This is a genomic window from Streptomyces sp. NPDC002328, from assembly GCF_042890065.1.
Lineage (GTDB): Bacteria > Actinomycetota > Actinomycetes > Streptomycetales > Streptomycetaceae > Streptomyces.
The window spans coordinates 336,817-352,980 of the sequence record NZ_JBIARQ010000004.1; the positions used below are offsets into that span (position 1 = coordinate 336,817).

The 16,164-nt window shown below is 72.7% G+C and carries 19 protein-coding genes and 1 pseudogene; 5 read left to right on the plus strand and 15 right to left on the minus strand.

From position 1 onward, the window contains the following. The first annotated feature begins 258 nt into the window (after positions 1–258). Positions 259–639, plus strand: coding sequence for a DUF2795 domain-containing protein (locus tag ACFYX4_RS13940; RefSeq protein ID WP_389331091.1), 381 nt, complete (start codon positions 259–261; stop codon positions 637–639). A 40-nt stretch (positions 640–679) separates the two neighbouring features. Then, on the plus strand, positions 680–1,219 hold the full coding sequence (locus ACFYX4_RS13945; protein ID WP_389331094.1) for a type 1 glutamine amidotransferase domain-containing protein: 540 nt from the start codon (positions 680–682) through the stop codon (positions 1,217–1,219). A gap of 210 nt (positions 1,220–1,429) precedes the next feature. Here ACFYX4_RS13945 and ACFYX4_RS13950 read toward each other — a convergent pair. Continuing rightward, positions 1,430–1,675, minus strand: a pseudogene (locus ACFYX4_RS13950) (DUF6158 family protein); the annotation flags it as partial. 58 nt (positions 1,676–1,733) lie between these two features. Here ACFYX4_RS13950 and ACFYX4_RS13955 point away from each other — a divergent pair. Then, on the plus strand, positions 1,734–2,837 hold the full coding sequence (locus ACFYX4_RS13955; RefSeq protein ID WP_389331098.1) for a Vms1/Ankzf1 family peptidyl-tRNA hydrolase: 1,104 nt from the start codon (positions 1,734–1,736) through the stop codon (positions 2,835–2,837). Between the two features lie 150 nt (positions 2,838–2,987). Here ACFYX4_RS13955 and ACFYX4_RS13960 read toward each other — a convergent pair whose 3' ends face one another. Further along, complete coding sequence (locus ACFYX4_RS13960; protein ID WP_389331101.1) at positions 2,988–4,607, minus strand: ABC-F family ATP-binding cassette domain-containing protein; 1,620 nt, start codon at positions 4,605–4,607, stop codon at positions 2,988–2,990. Between the two features lie 81 nt (positions 4,608–4,688). Further along, positions 4,689–5,345 carry a histidine phosphatase family protein gene (locus tag ACFYX4_RS13965; protein WP_389331104.1) on the minus strand — a complete coding sequence of 219 codons (657 nt, stop codon included), beginning with the start codon at positions 5,343–5,345 and terminating at the stop codon, positions 4,689–4,691. Between the two features lie 83 nt (positions 5,346–5,428). Here ACFYX4_RS13965 and ACFYX4_RS13970 point away from each other — a divergent pair, with 83 nt between their 5' ends. Further along, complete coding sequence (locus ACFYX4_RS13970; protein ID WP_389331107.1) at positions 5,429–6,919, plus strand: bifunctional phosphatase PAP2/diacylglycerol kinase family protein; 1,491 nt, start codon at positions 5,429–5,431, stop codon at positions 6,917–6,919. Between the two features lie 85 nt (positions 6,920–7,004). After that, complete coding sequence (locus ACFYX4_RS13975) at positions 7,005–7,826, plus strand: methyltransferase domain-containing protein (RefSeq protein WP_389331110.1); 822 nt, start codon at positions 7,005–7,007, stop codon at positions 7,824–7,826. A gap of 70 nt (positions 7,827–7,896) precedes the next feature. Here the strand turns inward: ACFYX4_RS13975 and ACFYX4_RS13980 are convergent, their stop codons facing one another. The 12 genes from ACFYX4_RS13980 to ACFYX4_RS14035 form a co-directional block, all read right to left on the minus strand. Continuing rightward, entirely contained in the window at positions 7,897–8,181 is a 285-nt protein-coding gene (locus tag ACFYX4_RS13980) for a gas vesicle protein K (protein WP_389331113.1), read from the minus strand. Then, entirely contained in the window at positions 8,178–8,366 is a 189-nt protein-coding gene (locus ACFYX4_RS13985) for a gas vesicle protein (protein WP_389331117.1), read from the minus strand. The genes ACFYX4_RS13980 and ACFYX4_RS13985 overlap by 4 nt, the downstream gene beginning before the upstream one ends. Then, a complete protein-coding gene (locus tag ACFYX4_RS13990; protein ID WP_389331120.1) occupies positions 8,363–9,211 on the minus strand; it encodes a GvpL/GvpF family gas vesicle protein in 849 nt (282 codons plus the stop codon). Before ACFYX4_RS13990 ends, ACFYX4_RS13985 begins: the two co-directional genes overlap by 4 nt. Then, on the minus strand, positions 9,208–9,552 hold the full coding sequence (locus ACFYX4_RS13995; protein ID WP_389331123.1) for a gas vesicle protein: 345 nt from the start codon (positions 9,550–9,552) through the stop codon (positions 9,208–9,210). Before ACFYX4_RS13995 ends, ACFYX4_RS13990 begins: the two co-directional genes overlap by 4 nt. Next, positions 9,549–10,781 (minus strand): SRPBCC family protein, encoded by a 1,233-nt coding sequence (locus tag ACFYX4_RS14000; RefSeq protein WP_389331126.1) that lies wholly within the window; start codon positions 10,779–10,781, stop codon positions 9,549–9,551. The genes ACFYX4_RS13995 and ACFYX4_RS14000 overlap by 4 nt, the downstream gene beginning before the upstream one ends. After that, complete coding sequence (locus ACFYX4_RS14005) at positions 10,778–11,479, minus strand: DNA primase (RefSeq protein WP_389331128.1); 702 nt, start codon at positions 11,477–11,479, stop codon at positions 10,778–10,780. The genes ACFYX4_RS14000 and ACFYX4_RS14005 overlap by 4 nt, the downstream gene beginning before the upstream one ends. After that, entirely contained in the window at positions 11,479–11,739 is a 261-nt protein-coding gene (locus ACFYX4_RS14010) for a gas vesicle protein GvpG (protein WP_389331130.1), read from the minus strand. Before ACFYX4_RS14010 ends, ACFYX4_RS14005 begins: the two co-directional genes overlap by 1 nt. 28 nt (positions 11,740–11,767) lie before the next feature. After that, positions 11,768–12,538 carry a GvpL/GvpF family gas vesicle protein gene (locus ACFYX4_RS14015; protein WP_389331133.1) on the minus strand — a complete coding sequence of 257 codons (771 nt, stop codon included), beginning with the start codon at positions 12,536–12,538 and terminating at the stop codon, positions 11,768–11,770. Further along, positions 12,535–12,963, minus strand: a complete 429-nt coding sequence (locus ACFYX4_RS14020; RefSeq protein ID WP_389331136.1) for a gas vesicle structural protein GvpA — start codon at positions 12,961–12,963, stop codon at positions 12,535–12,537. The genes ACFYX4_RS14015 and ACFYX4_RS14020 overlap by 4 nt, the downstream gene beginning before the upstream one ends. An 88-nt stretch (positions 12,964–13,051) precedes the next feature. Further along, positions 13,052–13,492: a gas vesicle protein gene (locus tag ACFYX4_RS14025; protein ID WP_389331140.1), complete on the minus strand. Its 441-nt coding sequence runs from the start codon at positions 13,490–13,492 to the stop codon at positions 13,052–13,054. 138 nt (positions 13,493–13,630) lie between these two features. After that, positions 13,631–15,487 (minus strand): transketolase, encoded by a 1,857-nt coding sequence (locus tag ACFYX4_RS14030; protein WP_389331143.1) that lies wholly within the window; start codon positions 15,485–15,487, stop codon positions 13,631–13,633. Positions 15,488–15,491: 4 nt separating this feature from the next. Continuing rightward, positions 15,492–15,752 (minus strand): hypothetical protein, encoded by a 261-nt coding sequence (locus tag ACFYX4_RS14035; protein ID WP_389331146.1) that lies wholly within the window; start codon positions 15,750–15,752, stop codon positions 15,492–15,494. Between the last annotated feature and the right edge of the window lie 412 nt (positions 15,753–16,164).

The following is a 16,164-nucleotide window of genomic DNA, read 5'->3' on the forward strand; positions in this document are numbered from 1 at the left end:
TGTGTTGGCCGGTCACCGTGGAGGTGCGCGCGGCGGGTGCCGGAGGGGCCCGCCGGGGTCGCGAACTGCGGTGTCCCACGGACGTGCCTCCGGTCCGAAGCACTGGGTGTGCGCCTGCCCCGGCCCCCTGCCCGCAAACACACGCGATCCGCCGCACACCGGCGGGAGCGATCCGCCGCACATCGGCGGGATGTGTCCGGTGTCGGCGCCCGCCCCTCGGGTACGCGGTGGGCCGACCCCGAAGATCTGGAGGGAGACATGCAGCGAGGCAGTGACCGGCTGAGTGTCCACCGGGACGACGAGATGAAGCACGAACTACAGGGTCTGCTGAGGTCCGGGCATCCCACCCGGTCCGAGGAGTGGCACGACCCCGAGCCGTCCGCCGAGGACGACCCGGAGGTCTGGGGCGGTCCGGTGGTGCCGGGCACGCCCCGGGCGTCGCTGGCGACCGTGCGGCTGGAGCTGGCCAAGATCCTCGGCCGCAGCTCCTTCCCCGCGGCGGCGGAGGACCTGACCCGCGCTCTGCGTCGCAAGAACGCTCCGGACGGCCTCGTCGAGGCGGTGCGGCGGCTGCCGCACAAGGAGCGCTACTCCAATGTGCAGGAACTGGCCGAGACCCTGGTCGGAAGCGGCCGTTGACGGGCCGCGGCCAAGCGATGGAAGGACACGGTGAACGATCATGCGCATCGCGTTTCTGACGGCTCCCGAGGGCGTCGAGCAGGTGGAGCTGACGGATCCCTGGCAGGCGGCGCTGGAGGCGGGCCACGAGCCCGTGCTGGTGTCGACCGAGCCCGGTGAGATCCAGGCCTTCGACCACCTGGACAAGGGCGACACCTTCCGGGTGGACGAGGTCGTCGGCGAGACGTCGGCGGACTCCTTCGGCGGCCTGGTGCTGCCGGGCGGGGTCGCCAACCCCGACTTCCTGCGCGCCGACGAGAAGGCCGTGGCGTTCGTCAGGGACTTCTTCGAACAGGGACGTCCGGTCGCCGCGATCTGCCACGCCCCGTGGACGCTCGTCGAGGCGGACGTCGTACGGGGCCGGGTGCTGACCTCGTGGCCGAGTCTGCGGACGGACATCCGCAACGCGGGCGGCACCTGGGTCGACGAGCAGGTCAAGGTCTGCGACCACGGGCCCAACAAGCTGGTCACCAGTCGCAAGCCGGACGATCTGAAGGCGTTCTGCGAGACGTTCCTGGACGTCTTCGCCAAGGAGGCCTGAGCAGGCCTGAGCAGGCCAAAGCAGGCCCGACGCGCCGAGACGCGGGTCCGGCCCCGGTGGGGTTCACGCCCCGCCGGGGCCCTCCTTGGTTCCGGTGCCGGCCCTGCCGGCCGAGCCCGGGCCCCACTTCCCGACCGGGGTGCCGGCGCGCCCGCCCCGGTCACCGCCCCGCTCGCCGCCCCTGGTGCCGCCGCTCTCGGTCGCCGTGTCGCGGACCCGGGCGCCCTGACGGGTGCGGCTCGGGGCGACGAACCGGTCCGGGTTGCGGCGCAGGTACTCGCCCTCCAGCTTGGCCATGCGGTCGTTGTGGGCGCGCAGCGCGTCGTTCGAGCCGTGCAGCAGCGTGTCGTGGCGTGTGCGGTGGATCGTCTCCAGCTCTCTCATCAGCTGCTGGTCGTCCAGCCGGTCCGGGTCGACTCCGGTCATCGTGGTGCCCCGCTCGTCGTGTTCGTCCATGAGGTTCGGGTACCCGCCCGGTGCGAAAAGACCCCCGAGCGGCATCCGGGAGGGAGCCATGGATCTCGCCTTTCTGCATCCACTGTACGAACATTCCGGCCCCTGGGCCTCCGTCTACGTCGACACCTCCCGTCACACGGAGAGCACCCCCCATGAACGGCGGCTGACGGCCGCCGCGATGGCGCGGGAGCTGGCCGGGCAGGGAGCGGACGAGGCCACCTGCCGGGCGGTGGAGCGGGCGATCGACGCGTTGCGGCACTCCTCCGAACCGAACGGCCGGGCGCTGTTCGCCCGGGGCGGCGAGGTCGTCCTCGATCCGCCGCTGGCCCGCCCCCCGCGGGGCGACCACGCCGAGTGGGCGCCGCTGCCGCGGGTGACGCCGCTGCTGGAGCTGGCCGGACAGGACCCGGTGTGCCTCGTGGCGTACGTGGACCGCAAGGGCGCGGACTTCGAGCTGCGCAGCGGGCTGGGCCGGGAGGAGACCGGTTCGGTCACCGGCCGGCAGTACCCGGTCCACCGCACGTCGACGGCCGACTGGTCGGAGCGGCGCTTCCAGCTCAAGGTGGAGAACACCTGGGAGCACAACGCGGCGGAGATCGCCGACGCGCTCGCCGCCTGCCAGGAGGAGACCCGCGCCGACCTGCTGATCCTGGTCGGTGACGACCGGGAGCGGCGGGCCGTGCACGAGCGGCTGCCGCAGCGGCTGCGGGGCCGGGTGGTCGAGGCGTCGCACGGCGCGGGCAGCCGGCTGCTGGACGAGGACGTGGAGTCGGCCCGCGCCGAGCACACGCGCCTGCGGACCGAAGCCGAGCTGGAACGGTTCCTGGCCGCCCGCGCCCCCGACGAGGAGGGGCGCTCCGGGGCGGTGGAGGACGTGCCCGCGCTGGTCGAGGCCGCGCGTGAGCACCGGATCGACGAGCTGCTGATCCGCGCCGACGGGCCGGACACCCACCGCGCGGTGTGGATCGGCGAGGACGCGGACCAGCTGGCCGTGCGCCGCACCGAGCTGAAGACGCTGGGCGAGCAGAACTCCTGGGCGGCCCGGGCGGACGACGCCCTGATCCGCTCGGCGGTCGCCACGGACGCGCCGGTCCTGGTGGTCCCGGCGGAGGCCGAGGACACGCCGATCGGCGGCCTCGGCGCCCTGCTCCGCTGGAAGTGACCACCGCCGCTTCCGAGTGCTCCCGTGGGGCGGGCCAGGGCCTGTCCGGCGGATCGAGTCGGAGGGTGGCCGCGGCACGATCGCGACGCGGTGAGCGGGGTCCGGTGCGTGCCGGACCCCGCGTCTCCGGCGTGATCCGCCGGACAGGCGCTAGCGGGCCCGCTCCACGCGGCGCTCGTCCCAGACGGGGGCCGGTGTCTCGCGGACCCGGCCGTCGGCGCCGAAGACCAGGTAGCGGTCGAAGGAGCGGGCGAACCAGCGGTCGTGGGTCACGGCGAGGACCGTGCCGTCGAAGGCCTCCAGGCCCTCCTGGAGGGCTTCGGCGGACTCCAGGTCGAGGTTGTCGGTCGGCTCGTCGAGGAGGAGTGCGGTAACGCCCTCCAGTTCCAGGAGCAGGATCTGGAAGCGGGCCTGCTGGCCGCCGGAGAGACGGTCGAAGGTCTGCTCGGCCTGGTTGGTCAGCTCGTAGCGGCGCAGCCGTGACATGGCGGCGCCCCGGTCCTGGGAGTGCTCCGACCACAGGATGTCGAGGAGCTTGCGGCCCTGGAGTTCGGGGTGGGCGTGGGTCTGGGCGAAGTGCCCGGCCACGACCCGCGCGCCGAGCTTCCACTCCCCGGTGTGCGCGACGTCGTCGCCGGCGAGGAGCCGCAGGAAGTGCGACTTGCCGGAGCCGTTGGAGCCGAGCACGGCGACCCGTTCGCCGTAGAAGACCTCCAGGTCGAAGGGCTTCATCAGGCCGGTCAGCTCAAGTCCCGCGCAGGTGACGGCCCTTACGCCGGTCCGGCCGCCCTTGAGGCGCATCGTGATGTCCTGTTCGCGCGGCGGCTCCGGGGGCGGGCCGGCCTCCTCGAACTTGCGCAGCCGGGTCTGGGCCGCCTGGTAGCGGGAGGCCAACTCATGGCTGATGGAGGCGGCCTGACGGAGGTTCAGCACCAGCTTCTTCAACTGCGCGTGCTTCTCGTCCCAGCGGCGGCGCAACTCCTCGAAGCGGGCGAAGCGTTCACGGCGGGCCTCGTGGTAGGTGGCGAAGCCGCCGCCGTGCACCCAGGCGTCCGCGCCGGCCGGTCCCGGCTCCACGGAGACGATCTTCTCGGCGGCGCGGGAGAGGAGTTCACGGTCGTGGGAGACGAACAGGACGGTCTTGCGGGTCTCCTTCAGCCGCTCCTCCAGCCACCGCTTGCCGGGCACGTCGAGGTAGTTGTCCGGCTCGTCGAGGAGCAGCACCTCGTCGGTCCCGCGCAGCAGCGCCTCCAGGACCAGCCGTTTCTGCTCGCCGCCGGAGAGGGTGCGGACCTCGCGGAACTGGGCCTTGTCGTAGGGCACGCCGAGCGCGGCCGTGGTGCACATGTCCCAGAGCGTCTCGGCCTCGTACCCGCGGGCCTCGGCCCAGTCGGCGAGGGCCTGCGCGTACTGGAGCTGGGCGGCCTCGTCGTCGACGGTCATGATCGCGTGCTCGGCCTCGTCGACGGCCTTCGCGACCTCCTGGATCCGGGGCGGGGCCACGGACACGAGGAGGTCGCGCACGGTCGTCTCGTCCCGTACGGAGCCCACGAACTGGCGCATCACGCCGAGCCCGCCGCTGACGGTGACGGTGCCGCCGTGCGGCTTCAGCTCACCGGAGATCAGCCGCAGCAGGGTGGTCTTGCCGGCCCCGTTGGGCCCGACGAGCGCGACGGCGGCGCCTTCCCCCACCCGGAACGACACGTCGCCGAGCAACGCCCTCCCGTCGGGGAGGTAGTACTCGAGGTGCGCGGCTTCCAGATGTCCCATGGGACCGCATTCTGCGGCCCACCCGCTCGGAGCGGCAAACCGATATCCCGGGAGGTCCCGGGAAGGGACCGCCGGGACCCCTCAGTCCTCGCCGCCCCACGGCTCCCCCGCCGGGCCTCCCTCCCGGGCCGGTGTCACCATCGCTCCGGCCCAGGTCAGGGCCTTCCAGCCGTCGGCCGGGGACCCCTCCAGGGTCACCACGCCGGTGTTGGCGAGGCGGTGGGCGGCGGCGAAGGGGACGTCCACGTTGTGGGCGCGGGCGGCGCACCAGGTACGGATCGCGGCGCCGTGGCTGACCATGACGACGGTGCCGGCGCCGCTCGCGGCGGCCTCGGCGATCACAGCGTCGTAGCGGGCCAGGAACTCGGCGCCGTTCTCGCCGCCGGGCATCCGCAGCTCCAGGTCGCCCGCGGCCCAGGCGAACGCCGTGCGCACGTACAGCTCGCCCCGCTCGGTGTCGCCGGGCAGCATCTCCAGGTCGCCGGCGGCGATCTCGCGCAGTCCGTCCCGGACGCGGACGTCGAGGCCGCGGGCGGCGGCCAGCGGGGCGGCGGTGAGCCGGGTGCGCAGGAGGGTGGAGGCGTAGAGGGCCTCGACGTCCTCGTCGGCGAGGGCGGCGGGGAGCGCGGCGGCCTGCCGTTCGCCGAGTTCGGTGAGGCCGGGCCCGGGGACGGCGGTGTCGAGGAGGCGGTCCAGATTGCTGGGGGTCTCGCCGTGCCGGACGAGCAGCAGACGCATACGGTCACCTTCCGGTGTGGGACGTTTCCGGTACCGGCCGCCGGCCCGCGCAGGAAACGGCCACCTCAGGGTACCCGCAGGCCATGAGCCCAGACGTCGATCTGACCGTCCTGAAGCCGGGCCGCCATGTGCTGCGCGACCGGCTCCTCGCCCTCGACTGCCGTGTGTTCGAGTTCGCCGCCGAGCGGGACTGGCCGGGGGCCGAGCCGATCCTGCCCCGGCTGAGCCGGAGCGCGAACCACGGGGTGCTGTGGTTCGCGGCGGCGGCCGCGATCGCGGCGAGCCGCACACCCCGGGCCCGCCGGGCCGCCGCGCGCGGCATCGCCTCGCTCAGCCTGGCCTCCCTGACGATCAACACCGTCGGCAAGCGCTCGGTGCGCCGCTCCCGGCCGGTGCTGGACCCGGTGCCGCTGGTGCGGCAGTTGAAGCGACAGCCGATCACCACGTCGTTCCCGTCCGGGCACTCCGCGTCGGCGGCGGCCTTCGCGGCCGGCGTCGCCCTGGAGTCCCCGGCGTGGGGCGCGGCGGTGGCGCCGGTCGCGTTCTCGGTGGCGATGTCCCGTGTCTACACGGGCGTCCACTTCCCGAGCGACGTCCTCGCGGGCGCGGCCCTGGGCGTGGGCGCCGCGTTCGCCGTACGGCGTCTGGTGCCGACGCGTGCCGCGGCCGTCCCGCCGGCCCGGCCGCGCGCCGAGGTGCCGGCGCTGCCCGACGGGGAGGGGCTGGTGGTCGTGGCGAACACCGCCGCGGGGACCGCCGAACGGGTGCGGGCGCTGCACGACGCGCTGCCGCTCGCGGAGGTGGTCGAGTGCGAACCGTACGAGGTGCGCGCCGAGTTGGAGCGAGCGGCGGAGTACGCGCGCGCCCTGGGGGTGTGCGGCGGCGACGGCACGGTGAACACGGCCGCGGAGGTCGCCCTGCGCCACGGGCTGCCGCTGGCCGTCGTGCCCGGCGGCACCCTCAACCACTTCGCGTACGACCTCGGCGTGGAGGACGTCCGGGCGATGGCGCGGGCCGTGCGGCACGGGGAGGCGGTGCGCGTGGACGTGGGGCGGTTCGCGTGCGGTGAGCGGCAGGGCGTCTTCCTCAACACGTGCAGTCTGGGCGTGTATCCGGAGCTGGTGCGCGAGCGGGAGCGCTGGTCGTCCCGGATCGGCGGCTGGCCGGCCGGCGTCCTCGCGGCGCTGCGGGTGCTGCGGGCCGGCCGGCATCCCCTGGAGGCCGAACTGGGGGGCCGGACGCGGCCGTTGTGGCTGGTGTTCGCCGGCAACGGCACCTATCACCGGATGGGGCTGACCCCCGGCCGCCGGGTGGATCTGGCCGACGGGCGGCTCGACGTGCGGGTGGTGCACGGCGGTCGCACTCCCGCCCTGCGGCTGCTCGCCGCGGCCTTCGCGGGCCCGCTGACCAGGTCCCCGGCGCACGCGGCCGTGCAGGTGGCCCGGCTCCGGCTGGCGGACGTCGTGCCGGGCACGCTCCTCGCCCACGACGGCGAGGTCACGGAGGTGGCGGGCGATGTGACGCTGGAGAAGCTGCCCGAGGCGCTGAGGGTGTACCGCCCGATCCCGGACTGACGCATCGTCAGTCCATATTCCAGAACATACTGTCTCAGTATGCGGAGGCTCGCGTACGGTGGCGCGGGGAGAGAGGGGAACGCCCATGCCGAAAGCACGGGAGACCGCCGTCTACACGCACGGACACCACGAGTCGGTCCTGCGGTCGCACACCTGGCGGACCGCCGCCAACTCCGCCGCCTATCTGCTCGGTTCGCTCCGGCCCGACATGCGCGTCCTGGACGTCGGCTGCGGCCCCGGCACCATCACCGCCGACCTGGCCGCCCTGGTCCCGGACGGTCATGTCACCGCCGTCGACAACGCGCCCGCCGTCCTGGACCTGGCCCGGGCCACCGTCGCCGAACGCGGCCTGACCGGCGTCGAGTTCGCGGTCACCGACGTGCACGCCCTGGACCACCCGGACGACGCCTTCGACGTGGTCCACGCCCACCAGGTGCTCCAGCACGTCGGCGACCCGGTGCGGGCGCTGCGCGAGATGCGCCGGGTGACGCGGCCCGGCGGCCTGGTCGCCGCGCGGGACTCCGACTACGCGGCGATGACGTGGTACCCCGCGTCGCCGGGGATGGACGGCTGGCTGGACCTGTACCGCAGGGTGGCCCGCGCCAACGGCGGCGAGCCCGACGCCGGGCGCCGGCTGAAGTCCTGGGCGCTCGCCGCGGGCTTCACGGACGTCACCGCCACCTCCGCCACCTGGACGTTCAGCACGCCCGAGGAGCGGGCCTGGTGGAGCGGGCTGTGGGCCGACCGCACGGTGGCCTCCGCCTACGCCGGGCGCGCCGTCGGCGGCGGGCACGCCACCGAGGACGAACTGCGGGCCGTGGCGGAGGCCTGGCGGGAATGGGGGCGGAGCGAGGACGGGTGGTTCGGCGTCCTGCACGGGGAGATCCTGTGCCGGAAGGACGCCTGACGCACAGGTCCACGGGGCCGCGGGTCCGTGAACCCGCGGCCCCGTGGACCCGTCAAGACCCGTCGGCCGTCTATTCGCGGGGAAGCAGCGGACCCAGCGGCCCGAGGTCCAGGTTCAGGTCCTCGGGCCGCAGTCCGTAGCGCTCGCGGAGCTCGGTCATGCGGTCGTCGAGCAGCATCAGCGTGAGCCCGATCCGCTCCTCCTGCTCCTCGTTCAGATCGCCCTGGTCGAAGCGGCGCAGCGCCTGACGTTCCATCAACTGGCGCAGCAGTTCCACCACGGTGAGGACGAGTTTCACCAAGTCGCGCTCGACGGTGTCGGGTTCGAGGTCGAGACGTTTGCGCGGAGTCGTCACACCAGATCCCCCCAAGGCGACGGGACGTTCTTGTTGACGGAGCTGATCAAGGCGTTGAGGTCGATCCGGACGAGGTCGACGTCCGCGATCCGCAAGGTGATGTCGCCCGTGATGACGACCCCTCCGGCGAGCAGCCGGTCGAGCAGGTCGACGAGGGCGACCTCACGGCGTTCCACGACGGTCATGATCCTCCCTCCACGGAGTCCTTCTCCCTCTCGCCGGCCTCCTGGTGCTCGCCGGCCTTCTCGTGCTCGCCGGCCTGCTCGGCCTCGAAGTCCACGAAGGAGTAGGCCGCCCACGGCCCGGTGAGTTCGACCCGCATCCCGGGCTCCTGTCCCTTCGTGCGGTCCACGATCTCCACGAACTCCTCCGAATCCGAACGCGGCACCAGATAGGCGGCGTTCAGGACGTTCTGTCCCGACGCGCGGGAGAGGGCGGAGTTCTGCGGCGCGTGCAGCCGGGCGGCGTCGGCGTGCTCGGAGAGCAGCGAGTGCAGCCGGCCGGCGAAACGCTCGGCCCGCTGCCAGGTGTCGTCCTGCGCCCGGGCCTGCATACGGCGTCGGCGCAGATAGTCCCGGCCCGAGGCGGGCTTCGCGGGTTCAGCGGGCTCGGCGCTCTCCGCGGCCTCCGCCTGGGGCTCGACGTAGACCTTCACGCCCCATTCCACCCGGCCCTGAAGCCGGTCCAGGGTGCGCCGGAAGTCGTCCTCGCGCTCCTCGATCATCACGCGGACGCCGCTGTCGTCACGGAAGACGGTGGCGAGCCGCAGCGGCAGCGGCGTGGTGACCGCGGTGAGCGCGTCGATCACCTGCTGGTGGCCCCGGGCCGTCGCGCTCAGCCAGTCCAGGTCCTCCAGGTGCGCGTGGAGCGGCTCCTCCGCGAAGTCCCGCACCGGCACGTCGCTGACGACGGCGATCAGGCCGTGGTGGTGCAGCAGCTTGGCCGGCGCGCCCGCCACGCCCGTCAGCTGCGCCTGGAGCGGCGCGCCGAAGGGGCGGCAGACGGCGTACACATAGCGCAGTCCGCTCATGGGGACTCCTCCTCCCTGGCCCTGGACCGACCCAGTTCCAGCTCTTCCAACCGCGCCAGCCGCTCCCGCAACTCGACGTTCTCACGCGTGAGTTCGTCGCGGCGGGCGCGGGAGGAGAGCGCCGGGTCGCTCTCCCACCAGTCGATGCCCATCTCCTTGGCCTTGTCGACCGAGGCGACGATGAGACGGAGTTTGATGGTCAGCAGTTCGATGTCGAGCAGGTTGATCCGGATGTCGCCGGCGATGACGATGCCCTTGTCGAGGACGCGTTCCAGGATGTCCGCGAGATTGGCTCCGCCGCTCTGGCCGTACGGCTCCGGCATCCGGCTCGGCATGGTCATCGACGGCTCCCCGCCTCGGCGTACTCCTCGTCCTCGGCCTCCGCCTCGGGCTCGCCGTCATCCTCGGCTTCCTCGGCGCCTTCGGCGTCCTCGGCGTCCTCGGCGTCCTCGTCCTCGTACTCCGCCTCGGGCTCCTCCTCGTCGTACTCCGCCTCGGGCTCGCCCTCCTCGTCGTACTCCTCGTCCTCCTCGGCCTCGTCGCCGTCTTCGTCCTCTTCGTCCTCGTTCTCGGCGTACGGGCCCTGCTCCTCGTCCTCCTGCTCGGCGCCCTCGCCGTTCTCCTCGCCGTTCTCCTCGCCGTTCTCCTCGCCGTTCTCCTCGGCGTTCTCCTCGGCGTTCTCCTCCTCTTCGAGGGCGTCCTCGTGGGATTTCACGACCTCGCCGTCGCGGATCTCGCCGCGCCAGCCCTCGTCCACCTCTCCCTTCAGGGTGATGAACCGGGCGAAGTTCTTCAGGTCGAGGCGGGCGCGGCGGCCCTGGGCGCGCCAGATGTTGCCCGTCTTCTCGAAGAAACCGGAGGGGTAGTACTCGATGACCATCAGCACGCGGGTGAGGCTGTCCGCGAGGCTGTGGAAGGAGATCACGCCCCTCGTGGTGCCCTTGGCGCCTTCCGAGCTCCAGGAGATCCGGTCGTCGGGCACCTGCTCGGTGGTCTTCGCCTTCCAGCTGCGGTTGGACCAGAGGACCTTCATCTGCCAGTCGCTGGTGGTGTCGTCGGCGCGGCTCGCGCTCTTGACGCCCTTGGCGAAGGTGCTGAAGTCCTGGTACTGCGTCCACTGGTCGTAGGCCGTGCGCAGCGGCACGCCGACGTCGATCTGCTCGATGATGACGGTGGGCTTGGAGCCCGAGCCGCGCTTGCGCTTGCCCTTGCCGCCGCCGAGATTCTTGAAGGCTCCGGTCACCTTGTCCTTGATGCGGGAGCCGCCGAGTTCCATCGCGGTGCGCATCGGGCCCTTGCCCTCGGCGAGCTTGCGGCCGCCGTCGAGGGCCAGCTTGGCGAAGCCGGGGCTGTTGCCCTCGGCGATGTCGTTCAGCTTGCCGGTGGTCTCGCCGAGCTTGTGGCCGATGCCGACCAGGACACGCTGGGCCTGGGCGGCGAGGTACTCCTGCACCTCGGCCTTCAGACGGTCGGCAGCCTCGCTCTGCGCGATCCCGGCGAGCGGGTTGCCGCCGGTGGCCTTGGTCGCCTTGCCTGCGGCGGAGGTCGCGGATCCGACGGTCTCGGTCATCGCTCACCGCCTCCCTTCGGGCCCCGGGTACGGGAGGCCGTCCTGGTCGCCGTCTTGCGGGCCGGTGTGGTCTTCTTCGCGGCGGTCTTCTTGGCGGGGGCCTTCTTCGCCGCGGCGGCGGTCTTCTTGGCCGGAGCCTTCTTCGCCGGGGCCTTCTTCGCCGGCGCCTTCCTGGCCGCCTTCTTCGCGGGCCGCCGCTCCTCGCCGCCCTCGCCTTCCTCCTCGTCCTGCTCGTCCTCCTCTTCCTCGTCCTCCTCCTCGTCCTCGCCCCGGGCCGTCTCGGGCTCCTCCTCGTCGTCCTCGGCGGCCTCGGGCTCCTCCTCGTACGCGTCCTCCGGCTCCTCCTCGTCGTCCGAGCGGGCGCCGGGCGCGTCGGGCACGATGCCTTCGACCTGGTCGCGCACCTGGGAGGTACGGCTGTGCAGCCGGTCGGCGAGCGCGCTCATCTGCCGTTCGACCATGGCCCCGGAGGCGGCCTTGCCGACACCGCGCAGATCGTTGCGGAGCTGGTCCCCGATCTCCTTGAACTGCGGGTTGTTCTGCAGTTGCTGGGACACCAGACCCGCCAGGCCCTTGGGGGTCAGGTTCATCCGCTTGCCCGCCACCAGGGAGCCGACGGCGAACGCCAGCTTCATCTTCTTCGTACGTCCGAGGACATAGCCGGCCCCTACCGCGAGGCCCAGTCCCACTCGGTTCATCACGCCGTCCCGTCGTTGGTTCCCGCGCTTCTGCGGGTCGCGATCTCCAGCCGGTCGAGGAGTTCGTCCTCCATCCGGTCGAACTCCTCCTCGGTGATCTCGCTCGCCTCCAACTGCTCTTCGAGCCGGGAGAGTTCGGCCCGGACCGCAGCGGGGTCGTAGTAGATCCGCTCCGCCTCGCGGAGCACCTGTCCGATCACCCATCCGCTGCCGCGGACCGGGGCGAACGGCAACAGCAGCACCTCTCCGATCAGGCCCATCTCCCTGCTCCTTCGCTCGCGCTCGCCGTTACCCGGTGCTGCTCGCGTCCTCGGTCGCCGGCACCGCGGGCTTCGCCGGGCCGGGCTCGACGAAGCTGTACGGGGGCAGCGGACCGTTCACGCGGACCTCCAGGTGGGGAAGGCTCTCGCGCAGCGCCTCCGCCGCGTCGAGGAACCGTGCCGCGGAGTCGCGGTCCACCAGGAACGACACGTTGGCGAGCCAGCCCGTGGACTCGGGGCCCGCCTCGACGTCCGCGGCCAGCGGCTCCAGCGCCCGCCGCACCTCCGCCCCGTCCACGGCCTCACGGCTCTTGACCGCGGCCGCGACCATCTCGCCGAGCTGGAGCTTCTGCTCGTAGGTGCCGCCGCCGGCCTGGCGGTTGGCCTCGGCGAGACCTCGCAGCTCGGGGCTGTCGGCCATCACCTGGTGCAGCACGGCCTCCTCGATGTGGGAGGCCTTCACGTTGTACTCGACCTTGTTGTCGAGGGCCCGCAGCCGCTCCTTGTAGTGCTCCACGCGCTCGGCGAGCACGCCGGTGACCGAGCTGTCGTCCGGGGCGACGCTGCCGAACCGCATGGGCAGCACACACCCCTCGGCGCCCGCCTCGGCGAGCACGTTCTGGTGGGCGAGCAGGTCCCTGCGCTTGGGGCGGAGGTTCTCGGGGGTGTCGCTGACGATCGCCGCCAGCTCGCCCTCCCGGAGGATCCGCACCTGCATCGGCGGGTCGCCCACGCCGCCCAGACCCTCGGGAAGGGCGGGGTGCGCGTCGGCGGTGATGCCGTAGACGTACGTGCTCACTCCTGCTCCTCCTTACGGGCGCGCGAGGCCGTGGACTTGCGGGCACGCGGCCGCGGCTCGGACTCGCCCTCCTCACGGGCCTGCTTGAAGGCGCCGGAGATGGTCTCGGCGGCGCCGGACAGCGCGCCCTTGGACTTGCCGCGCGCGCCGGACTCGGTGACCTCGCCGACGATCTCGGGCAGGCCGGGGCTCTTGCGCGGGCCCGCTTCGAGGTCGAGGCGGTTGCAGGCCTCGGCGAAGCGCAGATAGGTGTCGACGCTGGCCACGACGACCCGTATGTCGATCTTGAGGATCTCGATGCCGACCAGGGAGACCCGCACGAAGGCGTCGATGACCAGACCCCTGTCGAGAATGAGCTCCAGTACGTCGTAGAGGCCGCTGGAGCCGCCTCCGCCACCGGACTGCTGTGCCGGAACAACGGTCATGCCGACAGCACCTCCTTGTCTCTCGGATGATGTTCGAGATGTGCTTGTTCTCGTTGTGCTCGTTCGTGCCGTGCTTCGGGCGGGCGGTCTAGCGACCGCCCCGCCGATGTGCGTCGGCCCGTCCCCGCTCGTAGCGGCGGACTCGCCGGTAGCCGGTGAGCTGACCGTCCGGGTCGAGCTCGACCTCGTAGCTGGCCATGAGGCTCATGGTGTCGGGCACCCGCTCCAGTTCGAGGACCTCGACCTCGAGCGACCACCCGTCCTCCGTCTGCGCGAAGGACGAGACGCTCTCGGCGGTCATGCCCGTCAGCTCGGCGAGCTGGGCACGCGCCTCACGCAGCACCTCCATGGGCTTGGGCCGGTCCGCCACGGTCTCGTCCTCGTCTCTGCGGGTGTCCTCGGTCTCGGTCGTCTCGGTGCTCTCGCTCGTGTCGCTCGTCTCGCTCGGGGCGCTGTCCTCGGTCTTTTTCTGTGAAGACCGTGAAGCCTGTGAAGTCCGCGTCCCGGATGAGTTCTTCGTGTTCGCCATGACCACCTCTCCTTCCGGGTGGCCTGAAGGTCCTTGGCCAAACCTTCACGAGCGCATACGTCTGGACCGCCGAACGGACGGACTGCGTACCAGCGGTACGTGTATCAGCCACACAGTGTGCCGGGGCGGCCCCGCCGCTCACGGCACGACGGCCGTCTCCACCAGCAGCCGGGCGGAGGCGGCGATCGACTCGGCGTCGATGCCGGCGGCGTGCAGCTGCTCGTCCGGGCTCGCCGAGCCCGGCATCGACCGCACCGCCAGCCGTACCAGACGGGGCACGGGCCGCCCGTCGGCGAAGGCGTCGAGGACCGCGTCGCCGAGGCCGCCCTCCTCGTGGTGGTCCTCCACCGTCAGCAGACAGCCGGTCTCCTCGGCGGCCCGCCGCAGGGTGTCCCGGTCGACGGGCTTGACCGAGTAGAGATCGACGACGCGCACGTCCACGCCGTCTGCGGCGAGGGCGTCGGCGGCCTTGAGCGCCTCGTGGACGGTGACGCCGGCCGCCACGACGGTGAGCCGGTCCCGGTCGGAGGAGCGCAGCACCTTGCTGCCGCCCACCGGGAACTCCTCGTCGGGCCCGTAGATCACCGGGCTCGCGCCGCGCGAGGTGCGCAGATAGCGGACGCCGTCCAGGCCGGCCATGGCGGCGACCAGCCGGGCGGTCTGGTTGGCGTCGCAGGGGTAGAGCACCGTGGAGCCGTACACGGCCCGGAACATCGCGAGGTCCTCCAGGCCCATCTGCGAGGGCCCGTCCTGCCCGATGGCCACGCCCGCGTGCGAGCCGACCAGGTTGATCCCGGCCCCGCTGACGGAGGCCATCCGCACGAAGTCGTACGCCCTGGTCAGGAAGGCCGCGAAGGTGGAGGCGTACGGCACCCGGCCGCGCGCCGCGAGGCCCACCGCGGCGGCGACGAGCTGCTGCTCGGCGATGTAGCACTCGAAGAAGCGCTCGGGGTGCTCCTTGGCGAAGAACTCGGCCCGCGTGGAGTCGCTCACCTCGCCGTCGAGGGCGACGACGTCCTCGCGGGCGGTGCCGAGGGCGGCGAGCGCCTGACCGTAGGCGTCCCGGGTGGCGACGCCCTTCTCGGGGTCGCCCCTGTCCCAGCGGGGCAGGTCGAGGTGTCCGTCGGCGACGGCGTGCAGCAGCCGGGCGGCGGGCGGCTGGTGCACCTCGACGCGCAGGTCGCCGGCCCCGCCGAGCTCCTCGATCGCCTCGTCGGCGTCCGGGAGCGGCTTGCCGTGCAGGCCCTCGCGGTCCTCGACGGCCGCGACGCCCTTGCCCTTGAGGGTACGGGCGAGGATCGCGGTGGGCTGGCCCTTGGTGGACCAGGCCTCCCCGTAGGCGCGGTCGACGGCGTCCACGTCATGGCCGTCGATCTCGACCGTGTGCCAGCCGAAGGCCTGGAAGCGGCGCGCGTAGGCGTCGAGGTCGTGGCCGTGCCGGGTCGGGCCGCGCTGGCCGAGCCGGTTGACGTCGACGATCGCGACGAGGTTGTCCAGCTGCTCGTGGCCCGCGTGCTCGGCGGCCTCCCACACCGAGCCCTCGGCCAGCTCGCTGTCCCCGCACAGCACCCACACCCGCGCCTCGGAGCGGTCCAGCCGCTTCCCTGCGAGCGCGATGCCGACGCCGACCGGGAGCCCCTGGCCGAGGGAGCCGGTGGCGGTCTCCACCCAGGGCAGCCGCCGCGGGGTGGGGTGCCCTTCGAGCCGGCTGCCGAGCTTGCGGAACGTGAGCAGCTCCTCGTCGTCGATCACCCCGGCCGCCTTGTAGGCGGAGTACAGCAGCGGGGAGGCGTGGCCCTTGGAGAGGACGAAGCGGTCGTTGCCGGGGTGGGCGGGGCGGTCGAAGTCGTAGCGGAGGTGGTTGGCCAGCAGGACGGCCATCAGGTCCGCGGCGGACATCGACGACGTCGGATGCCCGGATCCCGCGGCGGCCGAGGCGCGGATGCTGTCGACACGCAACTGCCGTCCGAGATCGTTGAGTTCGGCGGTGTCCATCGGGTTACTGATCTCCTTCGCCGGGGGTGGGGCGGTTCGCGGGCTGGTTCTTGGCGGGTTCGCCGCCGGGCTGGTTCTTGGCCGGCTCCCCGCCGGGCTGGTTCTTGGCCGGCTCCCCGCCGGGCTGGTTCTTGGCCGGCTCCCCGCCGGGCTGGTTCTTCGCGGGTTCGGCGGCGGGGCGGTTCTTGTCGGCTTCGCCGCCGGAGCCGAGCTGGTCCGTCGTGTGTGCCGGGCCCGGCGCGTGCTTCGCGGGCTCGTTCTTCACGGGTTCGGGCGTCGGTGAGGTGATCGTCCGGGACGTGTCCTCGCCTCCGCCCCCGCCCGCGGCGCTCTCGACAGCGGACCCGTCAGCCGGATCCGGCTCGGGATCCACGCGACGCCGCGCGGGCTCGGTCCGCACCGGTTCCGGCGTCGGAGACGTGATCGTCCGGGACGTGTCCTCGCCCCCGCCGCCGCCCACGGCGCTCTCGACAGCCGACCCGCCAGCCGCGTCAGGCTCCGGGTCCACGCCGTGCCGCGCACGCTCACTCCGCACCGGCTCCGGCGTCGGAGACGTGATCGTCCGGGACGTGTCCTCGCCCCCGCCCCCGCCCGCGGCGCTCTCGACAGCGGACCCGTCAGCCGGATCCGGCTCGGGATCCACGCGACGCCGCGCGGGCTCGGTCCGCACCGGTTCC

Bases quoted from the DNA above. Each gene is read 5' to 3' on its own strand.
- ACFYX4_RS13940 (WP_389331091.1), top strand. From the start codon at position 259: ATGCAGCGAGGCAGTGACCGGCTGAGTGTCCACCGGGACGACGAGATG.
- ACFYX4_RS13945 (WP_389331094.1), top strand. From the start codon at position 680: ATGCGCATCGCGTTTCTGACGGCTCCCGAGGGCGTCGAGCAGGTGGAG.
- ACFYX4_RS13955 (WP_389331098.1), top strand. From the start codon at position 1,734: ATGGATCTCGCCTTTCTGCATCCACTGTACGAACATTCCGGCCCCTGG.
- ACFYX4_RS13960 (WP_389331101.1), bottom strand. From the start codon at position 4,607: ATGGGACATCTGGAAGCCGCGCACCTCGAGTACTACCTCCCCGACGGG.
- ACFYX4_RS13965 (WP_389331104.1), bottom strand. From the start codon at position 5,345: ATGCGTCTGCTGCTCGTCCGGCACGGCGAGACCCCCAGCAATCTGGAC.
- ACFYX4_RS13970 (WP_389331107.1), top strand. From the start codon at position 5,429: ATGAGCCCAGACGTCGATCTGACCGTCCTGAAGCCGGGCCGCCATGTG.
- ACFYX4_RS13975 (WP_389331110.1), top strand. From the start codon at position 7,005: ATGCCGAAAGCACGGGAGACCGCCGTCTACACGCACGGACACCACGAG.
- ACFYX4_RS13985 (WP_389331117.1), bottom strand. From the start codon at position 8,366: ATGACCGTCGTGGAACGCCGTGAGGTCGCCCTCGTCGACCTGCTCGAC.
- ACFYX4_RS13990 (WP_389331120.1), bottom strand. From the start codon at position 9,211: ATGAGCGGACTGCGCTATGTGTACGCCGTCTGCCGCCCCTTCGGCGCG.
- ACFYX4_RS13995 (WP_389331123.1), bottom strand. From the start codon at position 9,552: ATGACCATGCCGAGCCGGATGCCGGAGCCGTACGGCCAGAGCGGCGGA.
- ACFYX4_RS14000 (WP_389331126.1), bottom strand. From the start codon at position 10,781: ATGACCGAGACCGTCGGATCCGCGACCTCCGCCGCAGGCAAGGCGACC.
- ACFYX4_RS14005 (WP_389331128.1), bottom strand. From the start codon at position 11,479: ATGAACCGAGTGGGACTGGGCCTCGCGGTAGGGGCCGGCTATGTCCTC.
- ACFYX4_RS14010 (WP_389331130.1), bottom strand. From the start codon at position 11,739: ATGGGCCTGATCGGAGAGGTGCTGCTGTTGCCGTTCGCCCCGGTCCGC.
- ACFYX4_RS14020 (WP_389331136.1), bottom strand. From the start codon at position 12,963: ATGACCGTTGTTCCGGCACAGCAGTCCGGTGGCGGAGGCGGCTCCAGC.
- ACFYX4_RS14025 (WP_389331140.1), bottom strand. From the start codon at position 13,492: ATGGCGAACACGAAGAACTCATCCGGGACGCGGACTTCACAGGCTTCA.
- ACFYX4_RS14030 (WP_389331143.1), bottom strand. From the start codon at position 15,487: ATGGACACCGCCGAACTCAACGATCTCGGACGGCAGTTGCGTGTCGAC.